General features: G+C 53.8%; 25 protein-coding genes and 2 pseudogenes. 16 read left to right on the top strand and 11 right to left on the bottom strand.

Going from position 1 to position 23822, the window contains the following annotated elements; all coding sequences use genetic code 11:
• The first annotated feature begins 2 nt into the window (after nucleotides 1–2).
• From kaiB to KV190_RS11900, 4 genes are all read left to right on the top strand, one after another.
• Nucleotides 3–329 carry a circadian clock protein KaiB gene (gene kaiB, locus KV190_RS11915; RefSeq protein ID WP_206199962.1) on the top strand — a complete coding sequence of 109 codons (327 nt, stop codon included), beginning with the start codon at nucleotides 3–5 and terminating at the stop codon, nucleotides 327–329.
• Nucleotides 330–398: 69 nt separating this feature from the next.
• A complete protein-coding gene (gene kaiC, locus KV190_RS11910) occupies nucleotides 399–1955 on the top strand; it encodes a circadian clock protein KaiC (protein WP_460193576.1) in 1557 nt (518 codons plus the stop codon).
• Nucleotides 1956–2043: 88 nt separating this feature from the next.
• Nucleotides 2044–2964, top strand: a complete 921-nt coding sequence (locus KV190_RS11905; RefSeq protein WP_297049075.1) for an NAD(+) kinase — start codon at nucleotides 2044–2046, stop codon at nucleotides 2962–2964.
• Between the two features lie 60 nt (nucleotides 2965–3024).
• Nucleotides 3025–4638, top strand: a complete 1614-nt coding sequence (locus KV190_RS11900; protein ID WP_460193574.1) for an HD domain-containing phosphohydrolase — start codon at nucleotides 3025–3027, stop codon at nucleotides 4636–4638.
• Here the strand turns inward: KV190_RS11900 and KV190_RS11895 are convergent.
• From KV190_RS11895 to KV190_RS11885, 3 genes are all read right to left on the bottom strand, one after another.
• Nucleotides 4635–5231, bottom strand: a complete 597-nt coding sequence (locus tag KV190_RS11895) for a CPBP family intramembrane glutamic endopeptidase (protein ID WP_460193573.1) — start codon at nucleotides 5229–5231, stop codon at nucleotides 4635–4637. The two genes, KV190_RS11900 and KV190_RS11895, sit on opposite strands and share 4 nt — an antisense overlap.
• Before the next feature lie 4 nt (nucleotides 5232–5235).
• Nucleotides 5236–5562 carry a 2Fe-2S iron-sulfur cluster-binding protein gene (locus KV190_RS11890; RefSeq protein WP_460193572.1) on the bottom strand — a complete coding sequence of 109 codons (327 nt, stop codon included), beginning with the start codon at nucleotides 5560–5562 and terminating at the stop codon, nucleotides 5236–5238.
• A gap of 473 nt (nucleotides 5563–6035) precedes the next feature.
• Nucleotides 6036–6470, bottom strand: a complete 435-nt coding sequence (locus tag KV190_RS11885; RefSeq protein ID WP_460193571.1) for an acyl-CoA thioesterase — start codon at nucleotides 6468–6470, stop codon at nucleotides 6036–6038.
• Nucleotides 6471–6618: 148 nt separating this feature from the next.
• On the opposite strand from KV190_RS11885, the gene KV190_RS11880 reads away from it, so the two are divergent.
• Nucleotides 6619–7632: a WD40 repeat domain-containing protein gene (locus KV190_RS11880; RefSeq protein ID WP_460193570.1), complete on the top strand. Its 1014-nt coding sequence runs from the start codon at nucleotides 6619–6621 to the stop codon at nucleotides 7630–7632.
• Between the two features lie 5 nt (nucleotides 7633–7637).
• Here the strand turns inward: KV190_RS11880 and KV190_RS11875 are convergent.
• Both KV190_RS11875 and KV190_RS11870 read right to left on the bottom strand, forming a co-directional pair.
• A pseudogene (locus KV190_RS11875) lies at nucleotides 7638–8417 on the bottom strand (SufD family Fe-S cluster assembly protein); the annotation flags it as partial.
• A gap of 711 nt (nucleotides 8418–9128) precedes the next feature.
• Nucleotides 9129–9836: pseudogene (locus KV190_RS11870) on the bottom strand (SufB/SufD family protein); the annotation flags it as partial.
• 121 nt (nucleotides 9837–9957) lie between these two features.
• On the opposite strand from KV190_RS11870, the gene sufR reads away from it, so the two are divergent.
• The 5 genes from sufR to aroQ all read left to right on the top strand — a co-directional run bounded on the left by sufR (nucleotide 9958) and on the right by aroQ (nucleotide 12631).
• Nucleotides 9958–10617: an iron-sulfur cluster biosynthesis transcriptional regulator SufR gene (sufR, locus tag KV190_RS11865; RefSeq protein WP_460193568.1), complete on the top strand. Its 660-nt coding sequence runs from the start codon at nucleotides 9958–9960 to the stop codon at nucleotides 10615–10617.
• A 1-nt stretch (nucleotide 10618) separates the two neighbouring features.
• Nucleotides 10619–11497, top strand: a complete 879-nt coding sequence (locus KV190_RS11860; RefSeq protein WP_460193567.1) for an alpha/beta fold hydrolase — start codon at nucleotides 10619–10621, stop codon at nucleotides 11495–11497.
• 50 nt (nucleotides 11498–11547) lie between these two features.
• Nucleotides 11548–11880: a photosystem II reaction center protein Psb28 gene (gene psb28, locus KV190_RS11855; protein ID WP_149818920.1), complete on the top strand. Its 333-nt coding sequence runs from the start codon at nucleotides 11548–11550 to the stop codon at nucleotides 11878–11880.
• A 125-nt stretch (nucleotides 11881–12005) separates the two neighbouring features.
• Entirely contained in the window at nucleotides 12006–12134 is a 129-nt protein-coding gene (locus KV190_RS11850) for a hypothetical protein (RefSeq protein ID WP_286626960.1), read from the top strand.
• 50 nt (nucleotides 12135–12184) lie between these two features.
• Nucleotides 12185–12631 (top strand): type II 3-dehydroquinate dehydratase, encoded by a 447-nt coding sequence (gene aroQ, locus KV190_RS11845; protein WP_460193565.1) that lies wholly within the window; start codon nucleotides 12185–12187, stop codon nucleotides 12629–12631.
• On the opposite strand, the gene KV190_RS11840 is transcribed toward aroQ, so the two are convergent.
• Entirely contained in the window at nucleotides 12628–13167 is a 540-nt protein-coding gene (locus KV190_RS11840) for a YqeG family HAD IIIA-type phosphatase (protein ID WP_460193564.1), read from the bottom strand. The genes aroQ and KV190_RS11840 overlap by 4 nt on opposite strands.
• Nucleotides 13168–13647: 480 nt before the next feature.
• Here KV190_RS11840 and larC point away from each other — a divergent pair, with 480 nt between their 5' ends.
• Nucleotides 13648–14847, top strand: coding sequence for a nickel pincer cofactor biosynthesis protein LarC (gene larC, locus KV190_RS11835; RefSeq protein WP_460193562.1), 1200 nt, complete (start codon nucleotides 13648–13650; stop codon nucleotides 14845–14847).
• Here larC and KV190_RS11830 read toward each other — a convergent pair.
• Nucleotides 14839–15057: an Hfq-related RNA-binding protein gene (locus KV190_RS11830; RefSeq protein ID WP_149818719.1), complete on the bottom strand. Its 219-nt coding sequence runs from the start codon at nucleotides 15055–15057 to the stop codon at nucleotides 14839–14841. The two genes, larC and KV190_RS11830, sit on opposite strands and share 9 nt — an antisense overlap.
• Before the next feature lie 29 nt (nucleotides 15058–15086).
• On the opposite strand from KV190_RS11830, the gene dapF reads away from it, so the two are divergent.
• The 4 genes from dapF to KV190_RS11810 are packed head-to-tail and all read left to right on the top strand — an operon-like array spanning nucleotide 15087 to nucleotide 18694.
• The gene (gene dapF, locus KV190_RS11825; protein WP_460193561.1) at nucleotides 15087–15947 is read left to right on the top strand and encodes a diaminopimelate epimerase; all 861 of its coding nucleotides are present in this window, start codon (nucleotides 15087–15089) and stop codon (nucleotides 15945–15947) included.
• Between the two features lie 7 nt (nucleotides 15948–15954).
• The gene (locus KV190_RS11820; protein WP_460193560.1) at nucleotides 15955–16857 is read left to right on the top strand and encodes a vWA domain-containing protein; all 903 of its coding nucleotides are present in this window, start codon (nucleotides 15955–15957) and stop codon (nucleotides 16855–16857) included.
• Between the two features lie 9 nt (nucleotides 16858–16866).
• Entirely contained in the window at nucleotides 16867–17586 is a 720-nt protein-coding gene (locus KV190_RS11815; protein WP_460193559.1) for a peptidase, read from the top strand.
• On the top strand, nucleotides 17579–18694 hold the full coding sequence (locus tag KV190_RS11810) for a DUF819 family protein (RefSeq protein WP_460193558.1): 1116 nt from the start codon (nucleotides 17579–17581) through the stop codon (nucleotides 18692–18694). The genes KV190_RS11815 and KV190_RS11810 overlap by 8 nt, the downstream gene beginning before the upstream one ends.
• Here KV190_RS11810 and KV190_RS11805 read toward each other — a convergent pair.
• Both KV190_RS11805 and KV190_RS11800 read right to left on the bottom strand, forming a co-directional pair.
• Nucleotides 18686–20005: a class I SAM-dependent methyltransferase gene (locus KV190_RS11805; protein WP_460193557.1), complete on the bottom strand. Its 1320-nt coding sequence runs from the start codon at nucleotides 20003–20005 to the stop codon at nucleotides 18686–18688. The genes KV190_RS11810 and KV190_RS11805 overlap by 9 nt on opposite strands.
• Nucleotides 20006–20085: 80 nt before the next feature.
• Complete coding sequence (locus KV190_RS11800; protein ID WP_460193556.1) at nucleotides 20086–21363, bottom strand: FAD-dependent hydroxylase; 1278 nt, start codon at nucleotides 21361–21363, stop codon at nucleotides 20086–20088.
• A gap of 114 nt (nucleotides 21364–21477) precedes the next feature.
• Between KV190_RS11800 and KV190_RS11795 the strand changes: the two genes are divergently transcribed.
• Nucleotides 21478–22068, top strand: a complete 591-nt coding sequence (locus KV190_RS11795) for a DUF3318 domain-containing protein (protein WP_460193555.1) — start codon at nucleotides 21478–21480, stop codon at nucleotides 22066–22068.
• Here KV190_RS11795 and KV190_RS11790 read toward each other — a convergent pair.
• A complete protein-coding gene (locus tag KV190_RS11790; RefSeq protein ID WP_460195284.1) occupies nucleotides 22065–23222 on the bottom strand; it encodes a DUF445 domain-containing protein in 1158 nt (385 codons plus the stop codon). The genes KV190_RS11795 and KV190_RS11790 overlap by 4 nt on opposite strands.
• Before the next feature lie 126 nt (nucleotides 23223–23348).
• The gene (gene trxA / locus KV190_RS11785) at nucleotides 23349–23663 is read right to left on the bottom strand and encodes a thioredoxin (RefSeq protein ID WP_250681422.1); all 315 of its coding nucleotides are present in this window, start codon (nucleotides 23661–23663) and stop codon (nucleotides 23349–23351) included.
• Nucleotides 23664–23822 lie beyond the last annotated feature (159 nt).

Genomic DNA, 23822 nt, shown 5'->3' with positions numbered 1-23822 from the left:
CTATGGCCCCACTGCGGAAAACCTACGTTCTCAAGCTCTATGTGGCTGGTAACACCGCCAACTCCGTGCGTGCCCTCAAAACCCTTAATAATATTCTTGAAAAGGAATTTAAGGGGGTTTATGCCCTCAAAGTCATTGATGTCCTAAAAAATCCGCAACTGGCGGAGGAGGATAAAATTCTAGCGACCCCAACCCTTGCCAAAGTCTTGCCCCCACCAGTGCGCCGCATCATTGGCGATCTCTCCAATCGCGAAAAGGTGCTCATTGGTCTTGACTTGCTGTATGAAGAGATTGGTGAGCAAGCCGAAGACGATCTTGATCTGGAATGAGACCTTTCTTCCCCTCGGTTTAGAATAACCCTTTGGAAATCCCTTTAAGAGTGCCGACTTAGAACCTCTATGACTGATACACCAGAAAACCAGCCCAGTTCAACGCCGAAGGTGGCTGCCGAAGTCAAAAAAATCCGCACGATGATCGAGGGCTTTGATGACATTAGTCATGGTGGCCTGCCCCAAGGACGCACGACACTCGTCAGTGGTACATCGGGTACCGGCAAGACCCTCTTTGCAGTGCAGTTTCTCTACAACGGCATTACGATTTTCAATGAGCCGGGGATCTTCGTCACCTTTGAGGAGTCTCCCCACGACATTATTAAAAACGCCCTGAGCTTTGGCTGGGATCTCCAAGGTCTCATTGATCAAGGGAAGCTCTTTATCCTTGATGCCTCCCCCGATCCCGATGGCCAAGATGTGGCGGGAGACTTTGATCTATCGGCGCTGATTGAACGCATCCAGTACGCCATCCGCAAGTACAAAGCAACACGGGTTTCCATTGACTCCGTGACAGCCGTCTTTCAGCAATACGATGCGGCCTCAGTGGTACGGCGGGAAATTTTCCGCTTGGCCTTCCGCCTTAAGCAACTGGGGGTCACCACCATTATGACCACGGAGCGCATTGATGAATATGGCCCAGTGGCACGCTTTGGCGTCGAAGAGTTTGTCTCCGATAATGTGGTGATTTTGCGTAATGTGCTGGAGGGAGAACGGCGGCGGCGCACGGTCGAAATTCTCAAGCTGCGGGGCACCACCCACATGAAGGGGGAATATCCCTTTACGATCAACAACGGTATCAATATCTTTCCGTTGGGAGCCATGCGTCTTACGCAGCGCTCCTCCAATGTGCGGGTGTCTTCGGGGGTCAAGACCCTCGACGAGATGTGTGGCGGCGGCTTCTTCAAGGATTCGATTATTTTGGCCACGGGTGCGACGGGTACTGGCAAGACCCTCTTGGTCAGCAAATTCTTGGAGACGGGCTGCCAACAGGGAGAACGGGCACTGCTGTTTGCCTATGAAGAATCGCGGGCGCAGTTGTCGCGCAACGCTTCCTCTTGGGGCATTGATTTTGAGGAGTTAGAACGCCAAGGTCTGCTGCGGATTGTCTGTGCCTATCCAGAATCAGCGGGTCTTGAGGATCACCTGCAAATTATCAAGTCGGAAATTGCCGACTTTAAGCCTTCGCGGGTAGCCATTGATTCCCTATCAGCGCTGGATCGGGGGGTAAGTAATAATGCCTTCCGGCAGTTTGTGATTGGGGTTACAGGCTTTGCTAAGCAGGAGGAGATCACTGGTTTTTTCACCAACACGACGGATCAATTTATGGGGTCGAACTCGATTACGGAGTCCCATATCTCGACCATTACGGACACGATTTTGCTGTTGCAGTATGTGGAAATTCGCGGTGAAATGTCACGGGCGATTAACGTCTTCAAGATGCGTGGTTCTTGGCATGATAAGGGCATTCGTGAGTACGTGATTAGTGAGAAGGGGGCGGAAATTCGCGATTCCTTCCGTAATTTTGAGGGGATTATTAGCGGTACCCCCACCCGTATTGCTGTGGATGAAAAAACGGAGTTGGCACGCATTGTGAAAGAGGTGCAGGATCTAGACAACGAGTAGCCGAGAGTTCGTTGCAGAAGGAGGGAGTAGGCTCCAACCCTTGCCCTATGGCCACATCCTGTTTATGTACCCCCTATAGGCACGCTGGATGCAACTAAATCAGGTCATTGTCGTTCATAAGGCGGGCGATCGCCAGAGCAAGGAATGGGCGGATCGCGCCTCCCGTCAACTACAACAGCGTGGCGCCAATGTGCTCGTGGGCCCCAGTGGGCCTAAGGACAACCCCTACCCCGTCTTTATGGCCTCGGTGACAGAGCCGATTGATCTGGCTGTTGTTCTGGGGGGAGATGGCACTTCCTTGGCGGCGGCACGGCATCTGGCTGCGGCTGGGGTTCCGATTCTGGCGGTGAATGTGGGAGGGCATTTGGGGTTTTTGACGGAACCATTAGAGCTGTTTCGCGATATGGAGGCGGTTTGGGATCGCCTTGAGCGGGATGAGTACGCCATGCAACAGCGAATGATGCTGCAAGCCCAAGTGTTTGAGGGACCAAAATTGCATCCTGAAGTGGTGGGCGATCGCTACTATGCCCTGAATGAAATGTGTATTAAGCCGGCGTCTGCCGATCGCATGATTACCGCTATCCTCGAAATGGAAATAGATGGCGATGTGGTGGATCAGTACCAAGGGGATGGGTTGCTGGTGGCCACCCCCACCGGCTCCACCTGCTATACGGTTGCAGCCAATGGCCCCATTTTGCATCCGGGGATGGAAGCCCTTGTAGTGACGCCGATTTGCCCCTTGAGTCTCTCTAGCCGCCCCATTGTCTTGCCCTCACGCTCGGCAGTAAGCATTTGGCCGTTGGACGATCACAGCCTCAATACCAAACTGTGGATGGATGGCGTACTGGCCACCTCCATTTGGCCGGGGCAGCGGGTACAGGTGACGATGGCCGATTGTCAGGCACGCTTTATCATCCTGCGGGATCACTACTCCTTTTATCAAACGCTGCGGGAGAAGTTGGCTTGGGCAGGAGCACGCATTCCCTATCACAACAACCACCGCAATTAGATCACAACCGGATTCTTGCAACGCATCTATAATGGGCGCATTCCTCACCGGTCTTGCGCAATGATTGTCAGCCCCCTTGAACGAGCGGTGCTTGGCTCGGATGCGGAAACGCTTGTCGATCAGCTTCTGGAAATTGGCATTGCCCTTTCCGCGAGCCAATCCCTAGAGGAACTACTGCATCTCATTCTTACGAAAAGTCGCCAAATTACCGCTAGCGATGCCGGCACGATTTTTCTAGTTCAGCGCGAACGGGCAGCTCTGGAATTTAAGGCGGCTCAAAATGATAGCGTTGCTCTCCCTGAGCAGGTACAGGACGCTACGGTTCCCCTCACCCCTGATAGCTTGGTGGGCTATGCCGCCCTCACGGGGGAATCGCTGAATATTGCCGATGTGTATGCCCTCGACGGTAACGAGGTGTACCAGTTCAATCGTTCTTTTGATGAAGCCCTGCGCTATCGAACCTGCTCGGTACTGGTGGTGCCGATGCAAAATGTCAGTGGTGAAGTGATTGGCGTTCTGCAACTGATTAACCGCAAGCGATCGCCCGACACCCTGCTGACGCCAGAAACCACCGTGGCTCTCACCCAGCCCTATAGCCCTTGGGAAGAACACATTGTGCGATCGCTGGCCAGTCAGGCCGCCGTGATTATTGAGCGCAACCACCTGCTTGAAAGTATTGAACAGCTCTTTGAGGGCTTTGTCACCGCCTCAGTGCAAGCAATTGAGGTGCGGGATCCCACCACGGCAGGACATTCGGAACGGGTGGCGGCGCTGACAGTACGCCTAGCAGAGATCACCCATGCAACCTCAAGGGGCGTCTTTCGGGAAGTCTCCTTTAGCGATCGCCAACTGCAAGAGATTCGCTATGCAGCGCTGCTCCATGATTTTGGTAAGGTGGCCGTCCCTGAAGCCATTCTCAACAAGCAAAAGAAATTTTTCCCTGAACAACTGGAGGTGATTCGCCAACGGTTTGCCCTCGTGCGCCGCACCCTAGAAATGGAAACGGCTCAAGCCAAGGTGAACTATCTCCTCTGCCATCCCCATACGGTTCACAGCCCAGAACAGGCCTGTCACCACTGTGCCTTTTTGCGTCACTTCGATGAGGAACTGCGGCAACAACTGGTCACCCTCGAAGCCTATTGGCAGTTGCTTGAGCAGGCCAATGAGCCGCAAATTCTCGATCAAGAACCCCTTGGCCGCCTTCAGGAATTAACCCAGTTTTATTATCGCGGCACTGATGGCGAACTCCATCCCCTGATTACGGCTAGTGAACTGGAACAACTCTTGGTGCGGCGGGGCAATCTCACCCAAGGGGAGCGGCGGATCATTGAAGCCCACGTGACCTATACCTACCAGTTTCTCTCCCGCATTCCCTGGACCCCTCACCTGAAGGATGTGCCGATCATTGCCTATGGTCACCATGAGCGCTTGAATGGCAGTGGCTACCCGCGAGGTATTGGGGCGGCGGAGATTCCTTTGCAAACCCAGATGCTGGCGATCGCGGATATTTACGATGCCCTGACAGCCAAGGATCGCCCCTACAAAAAGAGCCTGCCCGTGGATGCGGCCTTAGAGATTCTGTGGCAGGAGGCCAAGGAATTTAAGATTAATCCCGATCTCGTTGAACTCTTTGAGCAACAGGAGGTCTTTCGGGTGCTGGGGCACCAGCGCTAGGGTTGATGGGGAGACGATCGCAAAAAGGAGACTTTCCAGAGCGTAGCCGCCAGCCAATTGGTACAGGTATGGGCCACGATCGCTGGGAGTAAATTATTCGTTGCTACGGCACTATAGGCAAACAGCCCGCCAACAATGGTTGCCCACAGGGCATAGGGCCACTGCTGCCGCGATCCAGCGTGCAAAATACCAAAGCACACCGAACTGCCGATGATCCCTGCCCAGTTGAGACCCAAACTTGGTAGGAGCACCCCGCGAAAGAGCAGCTCTTCACTCAAGCCGGGCAGAATGCCAATCCAAAACAGATCAGGCCACAGCAGCGGTGAAAGTACCAGTTTCAGGTAGGTATCCGACGCATGGCGGTAGGCGGGCCAGAGGCGATACAAAATAGCCCCCATCCCCGTAATTCCTAAGCAGAGGGCAATTCCTAAAACCACTGCCCAACCATCCCAGCGCAGCGGCAGAAGTCCCCCGGAAAAGGGGGTAAATAACCACACCCGCGCCAAAATCAGCCACAGGATGGCCGTCAACGCCATAGCCACTAAGACCTGCGTACGACTCAGAGGCTCATCGGGCAGGGGGGACTCCTCCATAGGCTTAGGCTTTCTGGAATTGGCCAAATTGGAAGTTATAGACCTCTTCCTCTTTTTCAGAGATGAGTTTCAGATCCGAACAGGGGCGAGCCACACAGAGGAGCACATAACCTTTTTCCCGCAGTTCGGGACTCAGCCCCATGGCATCCCCGTGATCAACGGTGCCCTCCTGAATTTGGGCGGCACAGGTGGTGCACACCCCGGCATTACAGGAACTGGGGAGATCAATGCCGGCAGCGGTGGCCGATCGCAGGATGGGTTTATCGGCACTGGCTTCAAACGTGTAGGTTTGTCCTTGGTGCAGGATCTCAACACGAAAGGCTTGGGTCATTCTTGCAGTGAGCTATGACGCAACATCTTCCCTATTATCCGCTAATTCAAACCTACGAGAATCTGTAAAATCTACAGAAACCTAAGAATTCGCAACCGTAGCGGTACGATTGCTCCGCTGTGGACTTGCACCACATCTAGAAGCGCCTTTCCGCTTGCCATGCACTCCATCCGAGGATTCGGCGCAAAGCATGACCTCTAGTTCTCTGTTAGAGAGCGTTGTTTAGCGCGTACCATGCAGACCATACGTGCTTTGCTGACTTCACGCCAGCATAGGCGTTGTGGTTAGGTACACGCTCTGACCACCGCTGCTTTTGCGGTCTGGTACTCATTCCCCAGTTTACTCCCATTTGCGAAGGGTTTCAATCGAAACCCCCAACAACTTAGCCGCAACGCCAATTTTAACAAATCTACTTTCCATACTTATAGATTTTAGGAGATTCGTTAAGATTTGAGCTATCTGCTTACAACCCCCTAATCCTCGCGATCGCTGGTTTCCTCTGGTGCGGACTTTAGCCAGCGGCTCAAAGGTTCAGGGATGGCCACCCGTTGGCGTTCTTGCAGGCAAATGTGTTGGGTCTGGGCAATGGCCACGCGATCGCCCCCTGCCTTGTAGAGGGTATAGGTGAGTTGAAAACGGCTGTGATCCAGTCTTTGGGGGTCAATGGTCACCCGCAGGCGATCGCCACAGTAGAGGGGTTTCAAAAACCGCACCTGCGCCTCTGTAATCGGCACAATCAGGCCACTGTTGCTGAAAAATTGCCGCAGATCCACCCCCAACTGGGCAAGGGCATCCTCATAGGCCTCATGGCAAAACCGCAGCAGATTGGCAAAGTAAACTACCCCAGCCGCATCCGTATCAGCAAAATGAACCGTGCGCTCATAGTCGCGAAGGGGGGGTGTATTCATTGATCACCATCCCATTGGGTTGCCCAACACAAGTGATACGCAAAAACGCGCCACAGCCTTTATTGTTAATGTAGGGTACAGCCCTTTTGCAAGCGATTGGGGTACGGGACGGATGAGTAACAAAGGCAGTTCTGATCTTCGACTTCTTTTGAGCACGCTTGTCATCAGCGGCTTGGTCGCAGGACTAGCCTATTGGCAACTCAGTCAACGCTGGACGTCCTCCCCCGATCAGAACGGTGCCTCCCCCACAGAGGCCACCACCTCTAAGTGGCAAAAAATTGCCCTCGCTACGACACTGCGCGGTCATCAAGATGAAGTGAACGCGATCGCTCTTAGTCCCGATGGCAATTTACTCGTCAGTGGTGGCGACGATAGCAAGCTGTATTTTTGGAACTTGGCTACGGGAACTGCCCTCGGACAAGCCAGCGGTCACACCGATTGGATCTATGCCCTTGTGATCACTCCCGATGGTCAAACGGTGATTAGCGGCAGCAAAGACAAAACAATCAAACTCTGGGGTGTGGGCGATCGCCAGCTCCAAGCCACCCTCAGTGGCCACCAAGATTTTGTGAATGGCTTAGCCCTCAGTCCCGATGGTCGCACCCTTGCCAGTGCCAGCTATGATCACACCGTCAAGCTGTGGGATGTCCCTAGCCGTCAGGAAATCACTACCCTAAAAGGCAATGAGGGCATCATGCTCAGTGTTGCCATTAGTCGCGATGGGCGTTTTTTAGCCACTGGCGGAGTAGATAAGCTGATCCGCATTTGGGATTTGCCCTCCCGCCGCCTTCTGCGCACCCTCGAAGGACACACCAGCGATGTCAATAGCCTCGCCTTTACCCCCGACAGCAGCCAACTAGTGAGCGGCAGCGACCAAGACGGTATCAAAGTCTGGAACCTGACCACAGGAGAACTCCAGCATCAGTTTGGCACCGAAGGTGGGCAAGTCTTTAGCGTGGCGGTGAGTCCCGATGGCAGCACCATTGCCAGTGGTCACGGCGATCAAACCGTCAAACTTTGGTCCCTCTCTGGTCAGCCATTACGTAACCTCAAGGGACACTCGGGGGCGGTGTACAGTGTCGTCTTTGGTCAGGATCAACTGATCTCCGCCAGTGAGGACAGCACCATCAAAGTGTGGCGTCTCTTTCCGGGGACATCTTAAGACCTCTAGCCAACACTGCCTTCTAGCTTGAGACTCAGCAGGCGATCGGCCTCGACCGCAAACTCCATCGGCAATTGGTTAAAGACATCGCGACAGAAGCCACTAATCATCATTGAGACCGCATCTTCGGCAGAAATGCCCCGCTGGGCAAAATAGAAGAGTTGATCCTCACCAATTTTTGAGGTTGAGGCCTCATGCTCCACCTGTGCCGTGGGGTTTTGCACCTGAATATAGGGGAAGGTATTGGCGGCTGCCGTATCACCAATGAGCATCGAATCGCATTGGGAATAGTTGCGTGCCCCCGTGGCCTTTGGCCCAATTTTCACCAAGCCGCGATAGCTATTTTGGGAGTGCCCTGCCGAAATCCCCTTCGAGACAATCGTGCTGCGGGTATTCTTACCAATGTGGATCATCTTGGTGCCCGTGTCCGCCTGCTGGTAATTATTGGTAAGGGCAACAGAGTAAAATTCACCCACGGAATTATCCCCCACCAAGACACAACTGGGGTACTTCCAAGTAATGGCTGAACCCGTTTCCACCTGTGTCCAAGAAATCTTGGAGTTACGGCCAAGGCAGAGGCCACGCTTGGTCACAAAGTTGTAGATGCCCCCCTTGCCGTTTTCATCGCCGGCATACCAGTTTTGCACCGTGGAGTATTTGATTTCGGCATTGTCAAGGGCAACCAGTTCTACCACTGCTGCGTGGAGTTGATTGGTATCAAACATGGGAGCAGTACAGTTGTGAACGGCAATGCCTCGGACAAGGTAGCTATGGGTTTCAGCAACATCAATATTGAACACCAGATCATCCCAAGGCTCTCGGCTAATTTCGCGAATGGGGACAAGGAAGTGAGTCTCTGTTTCGCGGACAAGATCCCAGCGTTTATTTGCTGTATAGCCCACTTGATAGAAGCTAAGACCAAGGGCATGGCGATCGCGCTGCTCTGTCAGGTAAGCCTTACGCCCTGTAACCGTCTCCACAAGAGTCTTGGCACGCTCTGCAAGGGGACGCTCATGTAGGCCAAAACTGAGCTGATTGGTGTATTGACCATTGGCAGAGTTCAAATAAGTGCTACCTTCAGCCAAGTAGTATCCCAGCAGTTCCACCTCAGGATCCGAGAGGGTCTGTTGAGTGGGCGCGTGGAGCTTGGGTACAAGCAGGAAATCACCCACTTCAAGTTCATCAGCTTTTAACCACTGGGGTTGGGCTTGCTTTAACTTCTTGCTGTCCACTTCTGGCAGCCAATCACCCCGCCGCTGCCGTTTCACAGCGACATCCCGACGCTTGACCACTAAAACAGGGTGCTCCGTGGTGAGGCGAAAGGCATTGTAGGGGGAAACAGGGCGCACTGTAATCATATCCCCCTTGTAGTGACGCACCATCGCCGCCCGTACCCGCTGGGGATTCCCTTCATGGTCATAGACTTGGTCGCCGGGCTTGAGGCTTTCAATATTCACCCAACCATCGGGCGTACAGACTTGCTCGCCGGCAGGATGGCAGCCTTCAAGATAGCTAACATAGCTGCCCTCATCAGCAATAATCAGCGTGCGCTCAAACTGCCCTGACTCGCCATTGTTAATGCGGAAATAGGTGGATAGCTCCATCGGACAGCGGGTGTTCTTGGGAATATAGACAAAGGAGCCATCGGAAAAGACGGCGGAGTTCAAAGCAGCATAGAAGTTATCACCAATGGGGACAACGCTGCCTAAGTATTTCTGCACCAACTCGGGATATTCGTGGAGCGCTTCAGAAATGGAGCAGAAAATGATCCCCTGCTTGGCCAACTCTTCACGGAATGTGGTAGCCACTGACACGCTATCGAAAATGGCATCTACGGCCACGTTGGTCAGCCGCTTTTGCTCTGAAAGGGGAATCCCTAGTTTTTCAAAGGTTTCCAGCAGGACGGGATCCACTTCATCCAAGCTCTTCAGCTTTTCCTTTTGTTTTGGAGCCGAATAATAGACAATGTCTTGATAGTTGATGGGGGGATAGCTCACCCGTGGCCATGTGGGTTCGCTCATCTTCAGCCATTGGCGATAGGCCCGCAAGCGAAAGTCCAGCATGAACTCTGGCTCGTTCTTTTTGGCAGAGATGAGGCGAATAATGTCCTCGTTGAGACCTCGGGGAATGGTTTCCGTCTCAATTTGGGTGACAAAGCCGTATTTGTAGGGCTGATTGACGAGGGATTGTACCGTTGCCGACATCGAGTGTTCTCTTAGGTGAAGGAATGGCCAAAATTTAGAGTATATTAAGCAACAAGATGGTTGCTTTATCTCTAGGACTAATTTAGCAACAAAACGGTTGTTTTAGTCAAGGGGGCGTTGCGTGACGCTCACATCAGATACTAAACAGGACATCTTACACTGCCTTCTCCGCGACGGTCACCTCAGTGCCCAGGAGTTGGCGGCACAACTGGCGATTAGTCCGCAAGCGGTGCGGCGGCACCTCAAGGATCTAGAGGCGGAGCAACTGGTGACCTATGAAGTCCTGTCGGGTACGGTGGGGCGTCCCCAATACCGGTACACGATTAGTGAGGCGGGGCGAGAGGAATTACGGCAACTGCAACTGCGGCAACAGTCGAGTCAGTCAAAGGGCTTTGCGGTTGAACTCCTAGAATCCGTAGCAGCAACCCTTGGCCCAGAGCAGATGCAGGACGTATTGCAGGCAGCTTGGCAGCGCAAGGCATTGGCCTATCGGGAGCAAATGGGGAGCGGTACCTTGGCCGAACGCTTGGCACGACTGGTGGCCCTGCGGCGACAGGAAGGCTATATGGCAGAGTTTTACCCCGTGAGTGAGCCTCCAGGTGCCTATCTATTTACGGAGTACAATTGTGCGATTTCTGCTGTTGCCCAGTCTTTTCCCACCGTCTGTAATCATGAGTTAGAGATGTTTGCGATCGCCCTTGGGGATTGTGCTGTTGAGCGCACCCATTGGCTTGTGGATGGTGAACATCGCTGTGGCTATCTCATTCGTCCCCTGAAGTAGCATGGCCTTTTGTCCGCCCACCTTTGTCCAGCAGAGCTTTAGCACCAGCAGTGGCCGTATGGTCTATTACACCCCCAGCGATCGCTACTGGGGTCAGGTGCAATCTCGACCGCCCCTTGTCTTTCTCCACAGTCTGGGGGGTGGCTCTAGCCACTATGAATGGTCGCAGGTGTATCCTGCCTTTGCGCCCCATTACCGCGTCATTGCCCCGGATCTCATTGGTTGGGGGGAGTCGGATCATCCAGCCCGTGACTACAGCAGTAGTGACTACTGGCTAATGATTGCTGAACTGCTGCGCATGCTGGGCACGCCCGTTACCGTTGTCGCTTCCTCCCTGACGGCTGGGATTGTTGTGCGGCTAGCGATTCAGCAACCCCATCTTTTTGAGCGTTTGTGTCTAGTCTGCCCCAGTGGGTTCAATGACTTTGGCGAAGATCAAGGACAGGCGATCGCCAATGCCCTGCTGAGTGTACCGATTCTTGATCGCCTCATTTACACGGTGGCTGCGGCTAACCCCTTGGCGGTGCGCAACTTCCTTACTCAATTTATTTTTGCCGATCCGCAGCGGCTGCGCTCCGAAACCGTTGAAGCTTACCTAGATGCCGCCTGTCGTCCCAATGCCGAGTGGGCCGCTCTGGCCACCCTGAAGGGAAATCTCTCCTTTGATCTCAGCCAGTATTTACCCCAGTTAACGATCCCCACCGTGATCCTCTGGGGAGAAAAGGCCAAGCTCACGCCCCTCTCGCTGGGTGAGCGACTCTATGCCACCGCCCGCGATCGCCTGCAACAGTTTCAAGTGATCCCCAAAGCTGGGGTCTTACCCCATTTGGAGCAGCCCGAATGGGTGATTTACAGCCTGCGGCGCGATTTCTTGGTTTGAGCTGTCCCCGATACAGGTATCCTAGAAGTATTGCTTGAAGTATTGGTGCAATGGCAGAAATTCAATTTATCCGTGGCGTTGATGAAGAAGTGGTTCCCGATGTGCGTTTGACGCGGGCACGGGATGGCAGTAGTGGTCAAGCCATGTTTTACTTCGATAATCCGAAAATTGTCCAAGAGGGCAATCTGGAGATCACAGGGATGTACATGGTGGACGAAGAAGGCGAAATTGTTACCCGTGATGTCAATGCCAAGTTCATTAACGGCCAGCCCGTTGCCATTGAGGCCACCTACACGATGCGCAGTCCCCAAGAGTGGGATCGCTTTATTCGCTTTATGGATCGCTACGCTGCCAGCCATGGCCTTGGCTTCCAGAAGTCCTAGAAGTCTTCAATTGATCGGGTGCCGATTCAAAAAGATTGTGCTAGCTTAAAGTTACGATGCCTTTTTTGTCTTTATGCAGGACACAGGGCATCTGCAAGTTCTATAGCGATACAGTAGGGACATCAATGGATTATCTAGAGAGCCTGCTTGACACCCTCAAATCGTGGTTAAAAAAACTGTTGGAACTTCTAGGTGGCGCCGAACCCACCCCTGAACTGGAGCCGATTCCGATTCCCGTGCGCGATCGCCGATAGAGCGACAGCATTCAACATAATTGAGTTATTTTTGAACGGTTAGGTTAAGCTTGGCCTTTCATATTCTGGTGCTGCATGGCCCCAATCTGAACCTGTTAGGGCAACGGGAGCCGGGAATTTATGGGGTTGTGACACTGGCGAGCATCAATCAATCTTTGGCAGCCTTGGCGCAGGAGTTAGGGGTAACCATTGAGTACCTGCAATCCAATCATGAAGGGGTCTTGGTGGATGCCATTCAGGGGGCAATGGGGCGTGTCCAAGGCATTTTAATTAACCCCGCAGCCTATACCCACACCAGCGTAGCTCTACGAGATGCAATTGCTTCGGTTGCCCTGCCCACTGTGGAAGTTCACCTGAGTAACATTCATCAGCGGGAAACGTTTCGCCATCATTCCTACATTGCACCAGTGGCGATCGGTCAAATTGCCGGCTTTGGTGCCGATAGCTATTTATTGGGGTTACGGGCACTGGTCAATTATTTACAAGCCAAAGGCTAATTCTCAGCCGGGGGCGCGATCGCCAGCGGCGTTCCCAACTGTCGTGCCAGCCAAAACTCCAGATTGCGTACCCAAGATTTACCATCAAGGCGCTTGACGAGAACCGGTTGTACCAAGATCGTGAACATCCCCAAACGATTGCCTGCGAGAATATCGGTAAACAGGCGATCGCCCACCATGGCCACCTGATCATAGGGCAAATTCATGGCTTGCACGGCCTGACGAATCTTACGCCGCGAGGGCTTGCCTGCCCCCATCAAAAAGGGTAACTCCACCTGCTGGGCAATACGTTCAATGCGGCGATGGTTCAAGTTATTGCTCACTAGCCAGATCGGCATTTGATGCTTGATCTCCAGTAGCCACGCCAAAATTTTCGGCGGCAGATCCGCATCCCACGTAGGGAGGAGCGTATCATCCACATCTAGCACCATGCCCCGCAGATGATATTTTTCCAACAGACTGGGGTGCAACTGTTCAATCGTGGTTTCAAGAATTAAATCCGGTTGCAGCAGTGCTGCTAGAGACCCAGTGGCCATTGAAAACGCAAATAACGAAGAAGAGGCTTTTGCCAGACTATCATGATCCTAGAGGAGGGTGGGAACTATAAAAATCTTCAGAGCAACTTTAGTGACCAAAAAATTGGGTCTAAAGCCCCACCCTGCTACGCGCGGCCTAACAGTCTAGAGGGCAGCTCTATCTTTTTTGTTTTGTGATAAGATACGCCAATGTTAGTCTAAACGTCCAACGCCAACGTATAGACCAAGAAAAGCTTGGTGCGTGGTGGCATCTAACGATGTCGTGGCGTGGTAAAGAAGAAGGTCAAAGACAGTCAAAAGCAGTACCCAAGGGCATTGGGAAACTGGGGAGCTATCCCGAACGACTGGAGAGACAATCGCCTCTGTGGTGGAAGGGAAACCTAAAATCCTAAGTGAGGTCACGGAACCAGTAACAAGAATCCCCTGACTTTAGGGGGGGTCAACATAACTCTTTAGTGCCGCTGCACCTGTGAGTTTGCCATGACGGTTGCCTATTTTGACTGCCCTGCTGGGGTGGCGGGGGATATGTGCTTGGGTGCCCTCCTTGATCTGGGGGTTCCCCTCGACTACCTCCAAAGCCAATTGGCCAAGCTCGGGATTGCCGATGAGTTTGAGTTGACCACGGAAACGGTGCAGCGCAAGGGACAGCGAGGATTAAAAGCACAGGTGCATCTGCGCGATCGCCACTCCCATCACCATCGCCATTGGCCGGACATTGCAGAGCAAATTTCCGCTGCCCACCTCAGCGATCGCGCCCGCGACTGGAGCCTCAAGGTTTTTGAAGCCTTGGCCATTGCTGAGGGCGCCGTGCATGGCATTGAGCCAGAAAAAGTACATTTCCATGAAGTGGGGGCGGTAGATGCCCTTGTGGATATTGTCGGCACCTGCTTGGGGCTAGATTACCTCGATGTCAGCCACATTTACTGCTCGGCGCTACCCACTGGGGGCGGAACGGTCAAAGCGGCCCATGGTCAACTACCAGTCCCCGTTCCTGCGGTCTTGCAACTATGCCAAATGTACCAAGTACCCCTCTACAGCAACGGCATTGCCAAAGAACTGGTCACACCTACGGGAGCTGCCTTGGTTTGTGCCCTGAGTGAGGGCTTTGGTGCGCCGCCAGCGATGACATTGCAACGGGTGGGCTTAGGCGCTGGCAGTCAAGAGTTGCCCCTACCGAATCTCCTGCGTCTCTGGTTGGGAACGCTGCCGAACTCAGCAGAAACAACCACAGCAAAAACCATTGTCGAGCTACAAACCCAACTGGATGACATGACGCCCCAAGCTCTCAGCTATACCCTCGAACAACTCTATGCTGCTGGTGCGATTGAAGTCTTTTACCAACCTATTACGATGAAAAAGTCACGCTTGGGGGTTTTGCTCACGGTGTTGTGTCCCCCCAGTGCTGAGGCCGCCTGTGTCCAGACCCTCTTTCGGGAAACAACAACGCTGGGGCTGCGGCGGCAAGTACAGGAGCGCTATATCCTTGAACGCCAAATCAAAACCATTGCAACGGCCTTTGGTGAAGTACGGGTGAAAGTGGCTGAACACCAAGGACAGCGGCTCAATGTCCAGCCGGAATACGAAGACTGTGCCGCCCTTGCCCGTCAGCATCAGCAGCCTTGGCAGGTGGTCTATCAAGAGGCCTTGGCAGTGGCGCTGCAACTGTGGCCCTTAGGCTAGCTTGGGTTTAATAAAGACAATGGCCTGCTTCCAAATGATTGTGGGTTGATCGTAGTGATCGACAACGCAGAGGCAGTTCATATCCTGCCAGCGCACCTTACCAACCACGAGATCACTGGTACTGAGCTTGACTTCAACCTCGGTGCTATCTTTAATGAAGGTCTGCAACTGGCGAATGCTGGGCAGTGCCGTATTAAATTCGTCGGTCATGGATTTCCCTCTCGTACCTTTTCAATTCTATGAGCCTATCTTTTCAGAAGTACCAAGGGTTAGGTAACGATTTCCTACTCATTGACAATCGCCATCAGGAAGCGCTGCTCTTAACCCCAGAACAAGCCCAACACTGGTGCGATCGCCACTTTGGCGTGGGCGCCGATGGCGTCATTTTTTTGCTGACAGGCACGGGGGAGACCGACTACCGCATGCGGATGTACAATGCCGATGGTTCAGTGGCCGAAATGTGCGGTAATGGCATTCGCTGTTTGGCGAAGTTTATTTTTGCCCTTGAGGGTCGCTCTGCGGGTGAAATCGTGCGCTACCGCATTGACACCCTTGCCGGTCTCATTGTGCCCGAGGTACAAGCGGATGGTCAGGTAACGGTGGATATGGGCCAACCCCACCTCTTGGCGCAGCAGATTCCCACCACCTTGGCAGCCGCAGATCAAAAGGTGATTGATGTGCCCCTAACGGTGGGCGATCGCCCGTGGTTGGTGACCTGCGTGAGTATGGGAAATCCCCACTGTGTCACGTTTGTCGAGGATGTCGCTGCGGTTGATCTGGCAACCCTTGGCCCGCAGTTTGAACATCACCCCGTCTTTCCCCAGCGTACCAATACTGAGTTTGTGCAAGTCCTAGGCAGCGATCGCCTGCGGATGCGCGTCTGGGAACGGGGAGCTGGCATGACCCTTGCCTGTGGAACGGGAGCCTGTGCCACCCTCGTCGCTGCCGTCTTGACTGATCGCCTGAGTCCGGTGGGCGATCAAGCCCAAGCCACGGTTGAACTGCCGGGGGGAGATCTCCATATTCGCTGGGATTTGCCTAGCCAACATCTGTATATGACTGGGCCTGCCCTCGCAGTCTTTAGCGGTACCTTACCCTAAGTGAGCTATGACCCGTCGGCGACAACTGTGGTATTACCCTCTTTTTCAGATTCCCCTGATTCTCTTCATAGGCTGTGTCCTGCTAGCGCTGCTCTTCTCACTGTTGAATTGGGGACGCCCCAGTGTCGCCGTGGTTCTCTCCCTTGATCTCAGCGGCAGTACGTTTGGCAATAATCCGTTGCAATTTAATCAACCGCAAACGGTGATGGCGCAACAGGTGCTCGCTGCCAAGCTCTACTTGCAACGTAACCAACGGGATCTCACCAACCCCAACGAAGTCATGATCCACGGCTTTGGCCGCAATGTGGTGTTTCTGACGCCTCGGTTTGAGACGAATAGTGATCTGCTCCTCACCCAACTGGATCAAGCCCTGAATCGCAGTGATTTGCTTGCCCAAGTGGATCCCAATGCAACCAATCTTTCGGGGGCGATCGCCATGGCCACCCAACAACTGCAACAGATTCCGAATCGCTGCCGCGAACTGCTCCTCATTACCGATGGGGAAGCCCCAGTGGATGCCGCTGTGGTTGCCAATGCTCGCCAACAACGAGTGAAAATCAACGCCATTGTCGTCGGTGATCATGCTCCGCAACTGGCCGCCGCTACCCAAGTCACGGGTGGGCAATACCGCTCTGCCCCCGTCGCCATTCTTGAAGAACTGGTGGGTCAAACCTTTTTTGAGGGCTTCAATAGCAACGCCCGCTGGCCAATCTTTTGGGGCGGCATGGCCGTCATTTGTTTCATGTGGCTCTTGGTCTTGCCCTTGGATCGCTGGGTGTTACAGGGATGGTTGCATCTGCCGATGAATCTGGCGGGTCAAATTGCCTTGCTCAATGCCTTTTTCTGGACCGTGGCGATTCCCCTTATTCTCTGGCGATTTCCGGGCTGGCCCTTTGTACAGACCTGTTGAGGAGTAAGCATGAAGCGTCGCTGGTGGTTCTTGGTGTGCGTGGTTGCCCTAGGACTGATGCTAGGTGGTACCCAAGGGAATTGGGAGTCCTTGGCAGGCACCGCAAACCTGACGCGCCAGAATATCCCATTGCCAGCGGCAGTACACTATCCGTTGCCCCCCTCCCTAGCTGCAATTCCCACAAAAGGTGAGGATTATTTTGATGAAGTTCAACCAGTGGAAGTGGGCTATCTGCTGTGGACAGAGTTCCCAGTCACCGTTGCCATTGAACCGCCGCCGTGGGATCCAAACTATGTGTGGCAAGCAGCAGCAGAACAGGCCGTAAAGGAGTGGTCCGCCTATTTGCCCTTAGAAATTGTGGATGCCAGCCTGCCGGCCAATATTCGCCTGCTCTCGCAGCGACCCACAGATCAAAATAACCGCCGCGCCCGCTTTGCTGAAACCAGCTACGAACTCTTTGTGGATAGCCAAGGAATTCTGCGCCATCGCTGCCGTGTCGTGGTGCGTCCGACTCAAGCCGCCAAGTTTGTCCTTGCGGCGCTGCGCCATGAACTGGGTCATGCCCTCGGCATTTGGGGACATAGCCCCCTACCCAGTGATGCCCTCTATTTTGCCCAAGTGGCAGATCCACCCCCCATTTCACAGCGGGATGTGAATACCCTGCGGCGGGTCTATGAGCAACCCACACGATTGGGACAGCGGCTAGCGGAGTTGACCCCCCATGGATGAATCCTTGACCCTTTGGGGCATCCTATTGACGCTGACGGCACTGGGGTTGTGGCTAGAGCATCGCTTTCGCTGGGCGGCACGCTTGGGGTCTTCGCTGATCATTTTGATGTTGGCGGCCCTCTGTGCAAATTTGGGTCTTATTCCCCAACAATCGCCGGTCTATGACACGATTTACGGCACAATCACCTCGCTGGCGATCGTCTGGCTACTGCTGCTGGTGAATTTACAGGATGTGCGGCGCTTGGGGCGATCGGCTCTGTTGGCCTTTGCCCTTGCCAGTTTGGGAACCTTGGTGGGCGCTCTCCTTGCCAGTGTGCTGTTTCATAGTCGCTTTCTCGGGGATACCCCCCGCTTGGCGGGCAGTTTGGCAGCCAGTTACATTGGCGGCAGCATTAACTTTGTGGGGGTTGGGCGTGCCCTCAACCTTTCGGATTTGCTCTTTAGTGCGGCGACGACGGCGGATAACCTGCTCACGGCCATTTGGCTGGCCACTACCCTGAGTCTGCCTTCACTGCTAGCACGTGTTTATCCACCACCAGATGAGAGGGAAGCGGGTACGGTGACACCTCTGCCCACGACCTCAGCGATCGCGCCCCTAGATTTAGCCATTCTCCTCAGCTTGGCTGTGGCGATCTTGGTCTTGTCAATGGCACTGCATCAGTTTTGGCCGCTGATTCCCACTGTTGTCTGGCTCACCACCCTCAGCTTGGCATTGGCGCAGTTTAAGTGGATGCGTTACCTGCGGGGCACGGGCGCTTTGGGAATGTTTGGCCTGAATCTTTTTTTTACGGTGATTGGTGCCGGTACCCATGTGCCCTCCCTGATTCCAGTGGGACTGGAAATGATTCTTTTTACCACAGTGATTGTCTTTACCCACGGTCTTGTCACCTTTGGCCTTGGGGCACTTCTGAAATTGGATCTGGAACTAATTGCCCTTGCTTCCCAAGCCGCCGTGGGGGGACCAACCACAGCCGTTGCCCAAGCGACGGGTCGGCATCAGCCGCAGTTAATGGGGGTAGGGATTACCTTGGGACTGCTTGGCTACGCGATCGCCAACTATTTGGGACTGGCGCTAGCTCAAGCGCTTGGCTGGATGGGCTTAGGGTAGGCTGACGAGGACAAATAAACTCACTTCCAAGCGGGTCAAGAGGGTTTGCAGTTGTTGCCGTGCCACCTTTGGTGCAATGGGGTCGAGGGTGACGGGGTCAAGGGGTGCCAAGCGTTGATAGCGATCGCACAACTCTGGAAAGGCCAAGGGCTGATCAAAGAGGGGCAGCAGCGTCGCTAGCCCAAGGGGGTCAATATAGGTCGGGCCGGGACTAGAGAAGGACATAAAGGTACCCAGATCAACAATCATGCGGTCATTGAGGTACCCCAGCCATTTTTCCTTAATGGTTTCCGTACGCAGTTGCGGATGCAGATAAATTGTACTTTGATCCCACTGCTCTTCAGTCCATTCCCCTAAGTCGGGTGCGGTGGCACGGGGTTGCGGACTACACCAAAAATCCAAGAGGCGATGTACTGGATGCAGCAGCTCATACATCTCCAACTGCACCGACTGTGGCACATCGGGCAAGCTCAGCGCCAAAAAGGTGGGCAAGTTTTCTGGGTCTTTGAAGAGATCCACCAGATTCCAGTGGCGCCAGTTGACCATAGAAATGAATTCCAGACCCGCTGCCTCTAGGTATTGAAAGAGTTGGGGAATCGTGCTGCCCTTATCGCCCACCAGTAAATGATTCGCCAAGAGGGTCTCATTACTCTCCTCCTGTTCGTAGCGGGGGTTCCACGTGCGGGCTTTGAGATCCACGCCATCCTTGAGTTCTTTCATGATCTCGCGGACGATGTCCATTTCCATTTCTTCGGGGTTGTCGTCCATCAAGCCCATCAGCTTAAAGAGATTTTGGGCCCGAAAGAAGGGAAAGCGTTGCAGCGCACTATGGAGATTACTGCGGAGAATGCCATCGGGCTTAAGGACACTTTTCAGGGCATTGAGACCTTCGACAGGATCAGGCAGCAGATACAACACCTCATCGCAATTAATGTAGTCAAACTGCTCTCCCCAACTGGGCAAATCCAAAATCGAGCGCGCCTCAAAGTAAACGTTGTCAAACTGATGAAACTTAAGCCGCTCCGCCGCCAACTTCACAGATTCAGGGGATAGGTCAATACCGACAATTTCCGCGCCGGGGTTGGCGATCGCCAGCACTAAGGACTTATAGCCAGTCCCACACCCGGCATCGAGAATCCGCTTGCCCTTGGTCTCTGGCACCCGATGATCCCGCACATAAAAGGCGGTCACCAAATCGTGGACAAAGAGAACATTCGGCTCATCCTTGGGAGTTTTGTCAATGGCAACACGGGGATAGGGGCCATAGTCAAACTGGCGGCGAATTTTCTCTAGATCATCCGTAGCAGCCATCTATTTCTCCCAAGCGGTTCGTTTTGCTGTCAAATTGATACTACAGAACGATGGCACTGGAGATCATCGCGCAGAAAGTTTTAATGCCCTCTGGGGAATTGACGATCGCTCGGTAGGGGTAGTAGGAGACCAGCCATAAACCGCAGCACTAGACGCTTGAGGGGGGCAACAGTTCGCAACAGCCACAAGCCCCAGCGGCGCACCCCCACTAAAGGCCACCACGCATTGGAAAAGAGCCGATTGAGTAGGTCAGTAAATCCAAGGGTTAGGGCATTTTGCCACCAGCGTTGACGGTGAAATTGCACCAAGGACGGGCGATCGCCCAGTCTCTCACAAGGCGTGGCAAGAATCTGTTGCGCCAGTGCCCACACATCCCGCAGACCTAAATTTAGCCCTTGCCCTCCCACTGGATGACAGCGATGGGCCGCATCGCCAATAACCACAAAGCGATCGCCCACATAGGAATTGACCTGCATCAGTTGGGTGGGGAAAATAAAGCGATCGCTCACCCCCGTAATCTCCGCCATCTGCGGGTCAAGATAGGGCTGAAGTTTCGCCAAAAAGGCGCGATCGTCGAGGGCAGCAACGGCTTCCGCCTCTGGGTGGGGCAGTGTCCAAACCACTCGATAGCGATTCCGCGGTAGGGGCAGCACCCCCATCGGGCCTGTCGGCCAAAAGCGCTCATAGGCAATCACGGGTTGAGGATGGGCAACATCGAGGGTGGCAACCACACAGGACTGACCATATTGCCACCCCTTGGGTTCAATGCCCATTTGCTGTCGCAGGGGAGACTTGCCCCCATCTGCTGCCACCACTAAACGTGCTGCCAAGTGAGCCACCTTGGGTGCGGCCGGGTCACCAGAGATGAGCGTTAACTGAGCGCGATCGCCCTTGATTTCATTCGTCACCACCCACCACGGGCAATAGAAGGTGACATTATCAACGGACTGTAAAACGCTCTGTAGGGTCTCCGCGATCGCGGCGTGCTCAGCCACATAACCAATGGCTTCTGTACCCAAATCGGCTGGGGCAAAGCGAACTGTCAAGGGGAACCGTCCATCGGAGAGTTGCACCACCTCAAAGGGCTGCACATAGGGCAGCAGTTTATCCCACACCCCTATCTCCTCAAAGAAACGACGAGACACTTGATGCAGGGCATAGGCTTGGCCTTTGGTGTTTTCCCGCGCGTAGGGAGTTGCCTCAATGAGGGCGATCGCTAGGCCACTGTGGCGTAGAGCACAGGCCAAACTCAGACCGACAATCCCGGCACCGACAATCGCCACATCCACGGCGGGCAATTCTTGGGGAGAAGCGACCAGCGATTGTTCTGAGGGGGCAAAGGCCGATGTCATCACCATTTTGATTTGGGCACAAAAAACACATGCCCCTTTATTTTAAGGAATCCAGAAGATTGCCGGAAAGGTAGGGTAATGGCAGACTAGGGGCAGAGCATTGATTGCATAACTACCCCTATGACCCCAGAGGCTGAGATTCGTCGTCTGCTTGATCTGATGCCGGCGTCGGCACGGATGTACTGTAAGTTGATTTCTCGACCGCAACAAAGCCAAGTCCTGCGCTATCAGCCCGCTCTCCCTTGGGGCGATCGCCCGATTGAAATTAACTTTCGCCTGTGGCAGCATCTCGATACCCCGGAGCGCGATCTTTTATTGCTGCGGGCAGTGGCGTGGTTTAACACCACGGGTTTGATCAAACTTGACCTCTACCAAGGACTGACGGTGGCAGGCGTGCTGGGTACAGTCTTACAAGTTGTCCAAGCAGATCCTGTCGGCATTTTGGTAGCCGGCGGGCTAACCACCTTTGCTGGCCTGCAAGTGTGGCAAAATACGCGGGGCATTCCCGTGGAAGTGGCGGCCGATCGCCAAGCTTTGCAATTGGCTCAACGGCGCGGCTACAGTGAACAAGAGGCTGCCAAAGCTCTCCTTTCAGGCATTTCTCAGGTAGCAGAGTTGGAACGTCGTCCTGTCCTTGATGTCACTGAACTGATTCGCTGCCAAAACCTGCGGCAGTTGGCGGGTGAGTCTGAGGTCAAAGTCCCTGTTTAGACCCCCTGAAGACTTTGCCAGTACAAAAATCCCGCCTGCACAACACCAATCAAAAAGCCAAGAATGCCCCCCAAGCGGACAATGGCTTGCAACTCACTGCGAACAATGCCCTGAATGGCTAGTTCCAAATTTTCTGGCGAGGTGGCCTTGACCCGATCCACAATCACCCGATCCAAATCCAAAATCGGAATTGCCCGCTCAATAATCAGCTCCATATCCCGTTCCAGATAGCGATCGAGCACCAAAGCCAACTCATCACTAACCACTTCCAAAGAGGCACCCAGACTCGCCGAATCCCGCAGTCGCCGCAAAATACTCAGGGAAATCGTTTCCCACTCCACCGTTTGACTCACCGTTTCAATGACGCTAAAGCCCTGCTCTTGGATATAGCTGCGCACCGTCTGCCGAAACAGTTGCCGTAGCTCCCGCACCGTACCGAGGGGCAAACTTTGTAGGGTGATATTTTGCAGGGCTTCCACCAAGCGTTGCCGCAGTGCCAATGCCGTAATCAATTCTCCGAGGCGGCGGTTACAGGCTTCGCGTTCATTCAGGCAATATTCCCGCAGGCGAATTAACGTATTGCGCACCCCCACCAGATTGGCCACGACCCAGTAGGTGCCACTGGTATTTTGGCGTAGTTCTTGATCGAGGACATTAATGGTGCGATCGGTGAGAAAGTCAATGATAGCCAGTCGTAGGCGATCGGGGGGCAACATGACCGACAGCAGCCAATCTGCAAGTTTTTCCGCCTGTTCATCACTCAGTTGCAGTTCCACTAACACCTGATCAAAGAGTTGATTCAGTTGGGGTTCCAGAAAGTCTTCCCGCCGCGACCACACTTTAATCAAACGGGGTAGGGCACTGCCAAAAAAATCCCGTAGAATATTGGCCAAAACTTGAGCCGATCGCTGTTCACTTTGAGCCTGAATTTGGCTCAGACTGGTTTGTAGGAGCCAATGGATGACCGCCTTCACCCGTTCCACTTGCAACAGCCGCCGCGCTAAGTTTTGCAGCTCCTCTGGCGTCAGGAGAGAACCCAGAATGGCATCAGCAATGCGACGAGCCAGCCGCTCCTGATTGCGGGGAATGAGACCAGGTGTAAAGGGGAGTTGCTTGCCGCCTACATAAATGGGTTTGTAGGGGCGAAAGAGCATGGTAATGGCTAAATCATTCGTAAAGTAGCCGATGACACCCCCCGCCAACGGTGGTACGAGCAATGTCCAATAGCTGATATTGGCCAATCCTGACTGATTCCTCAAACACCTTTCTTTTGAAGAATTTTACAGGCGGCGAATGGCGTCAATCAGAACTTCTGGCGGCTGAACCCCTTCCCAGCGCTGAACCTCACGGCCTCGGTGGAAGAGAATCAAGGTTGGCAGAGCGTGAACGTGGTATTGACTCGACAGTTGGGGATAGCGCTCAGAGTCAATTTTGACGACCTCAACGCCCGATTTCAAGATTTGCTTGACCTGCTCTAAAATCGGCGCCATCATGCGGCAGGGGCCACACCAGTCGGCATAAAAGTCAACCAAGAGGGGTTTGTCTGTGGTGGCAAGGAGATCGCTGAAGCTACTAAATTGACGTGTCGTCGCCATAGCAAATTCCGATCAGGACTCTAGTTCTCATCATAGACACGGCAGAAGAGAATCGGGGAGAGGATAGCGGAGTAGGTTTAGCCCTCTGCGGACTGGATTGGCATGGCAATCGTTCGCGATGCTGGCAGCACTACGGCAAAACTTACAATATATGTTATA

The sequence above is a fragment of the Thermosynechococcus sp. FA-CM-4201 genome, from assembly GCF_054689355.1.
Note: the sequence above shows the minus strand (reverse complement) of the source record. Positions and strands in the feature narration are given on the sequence as shown.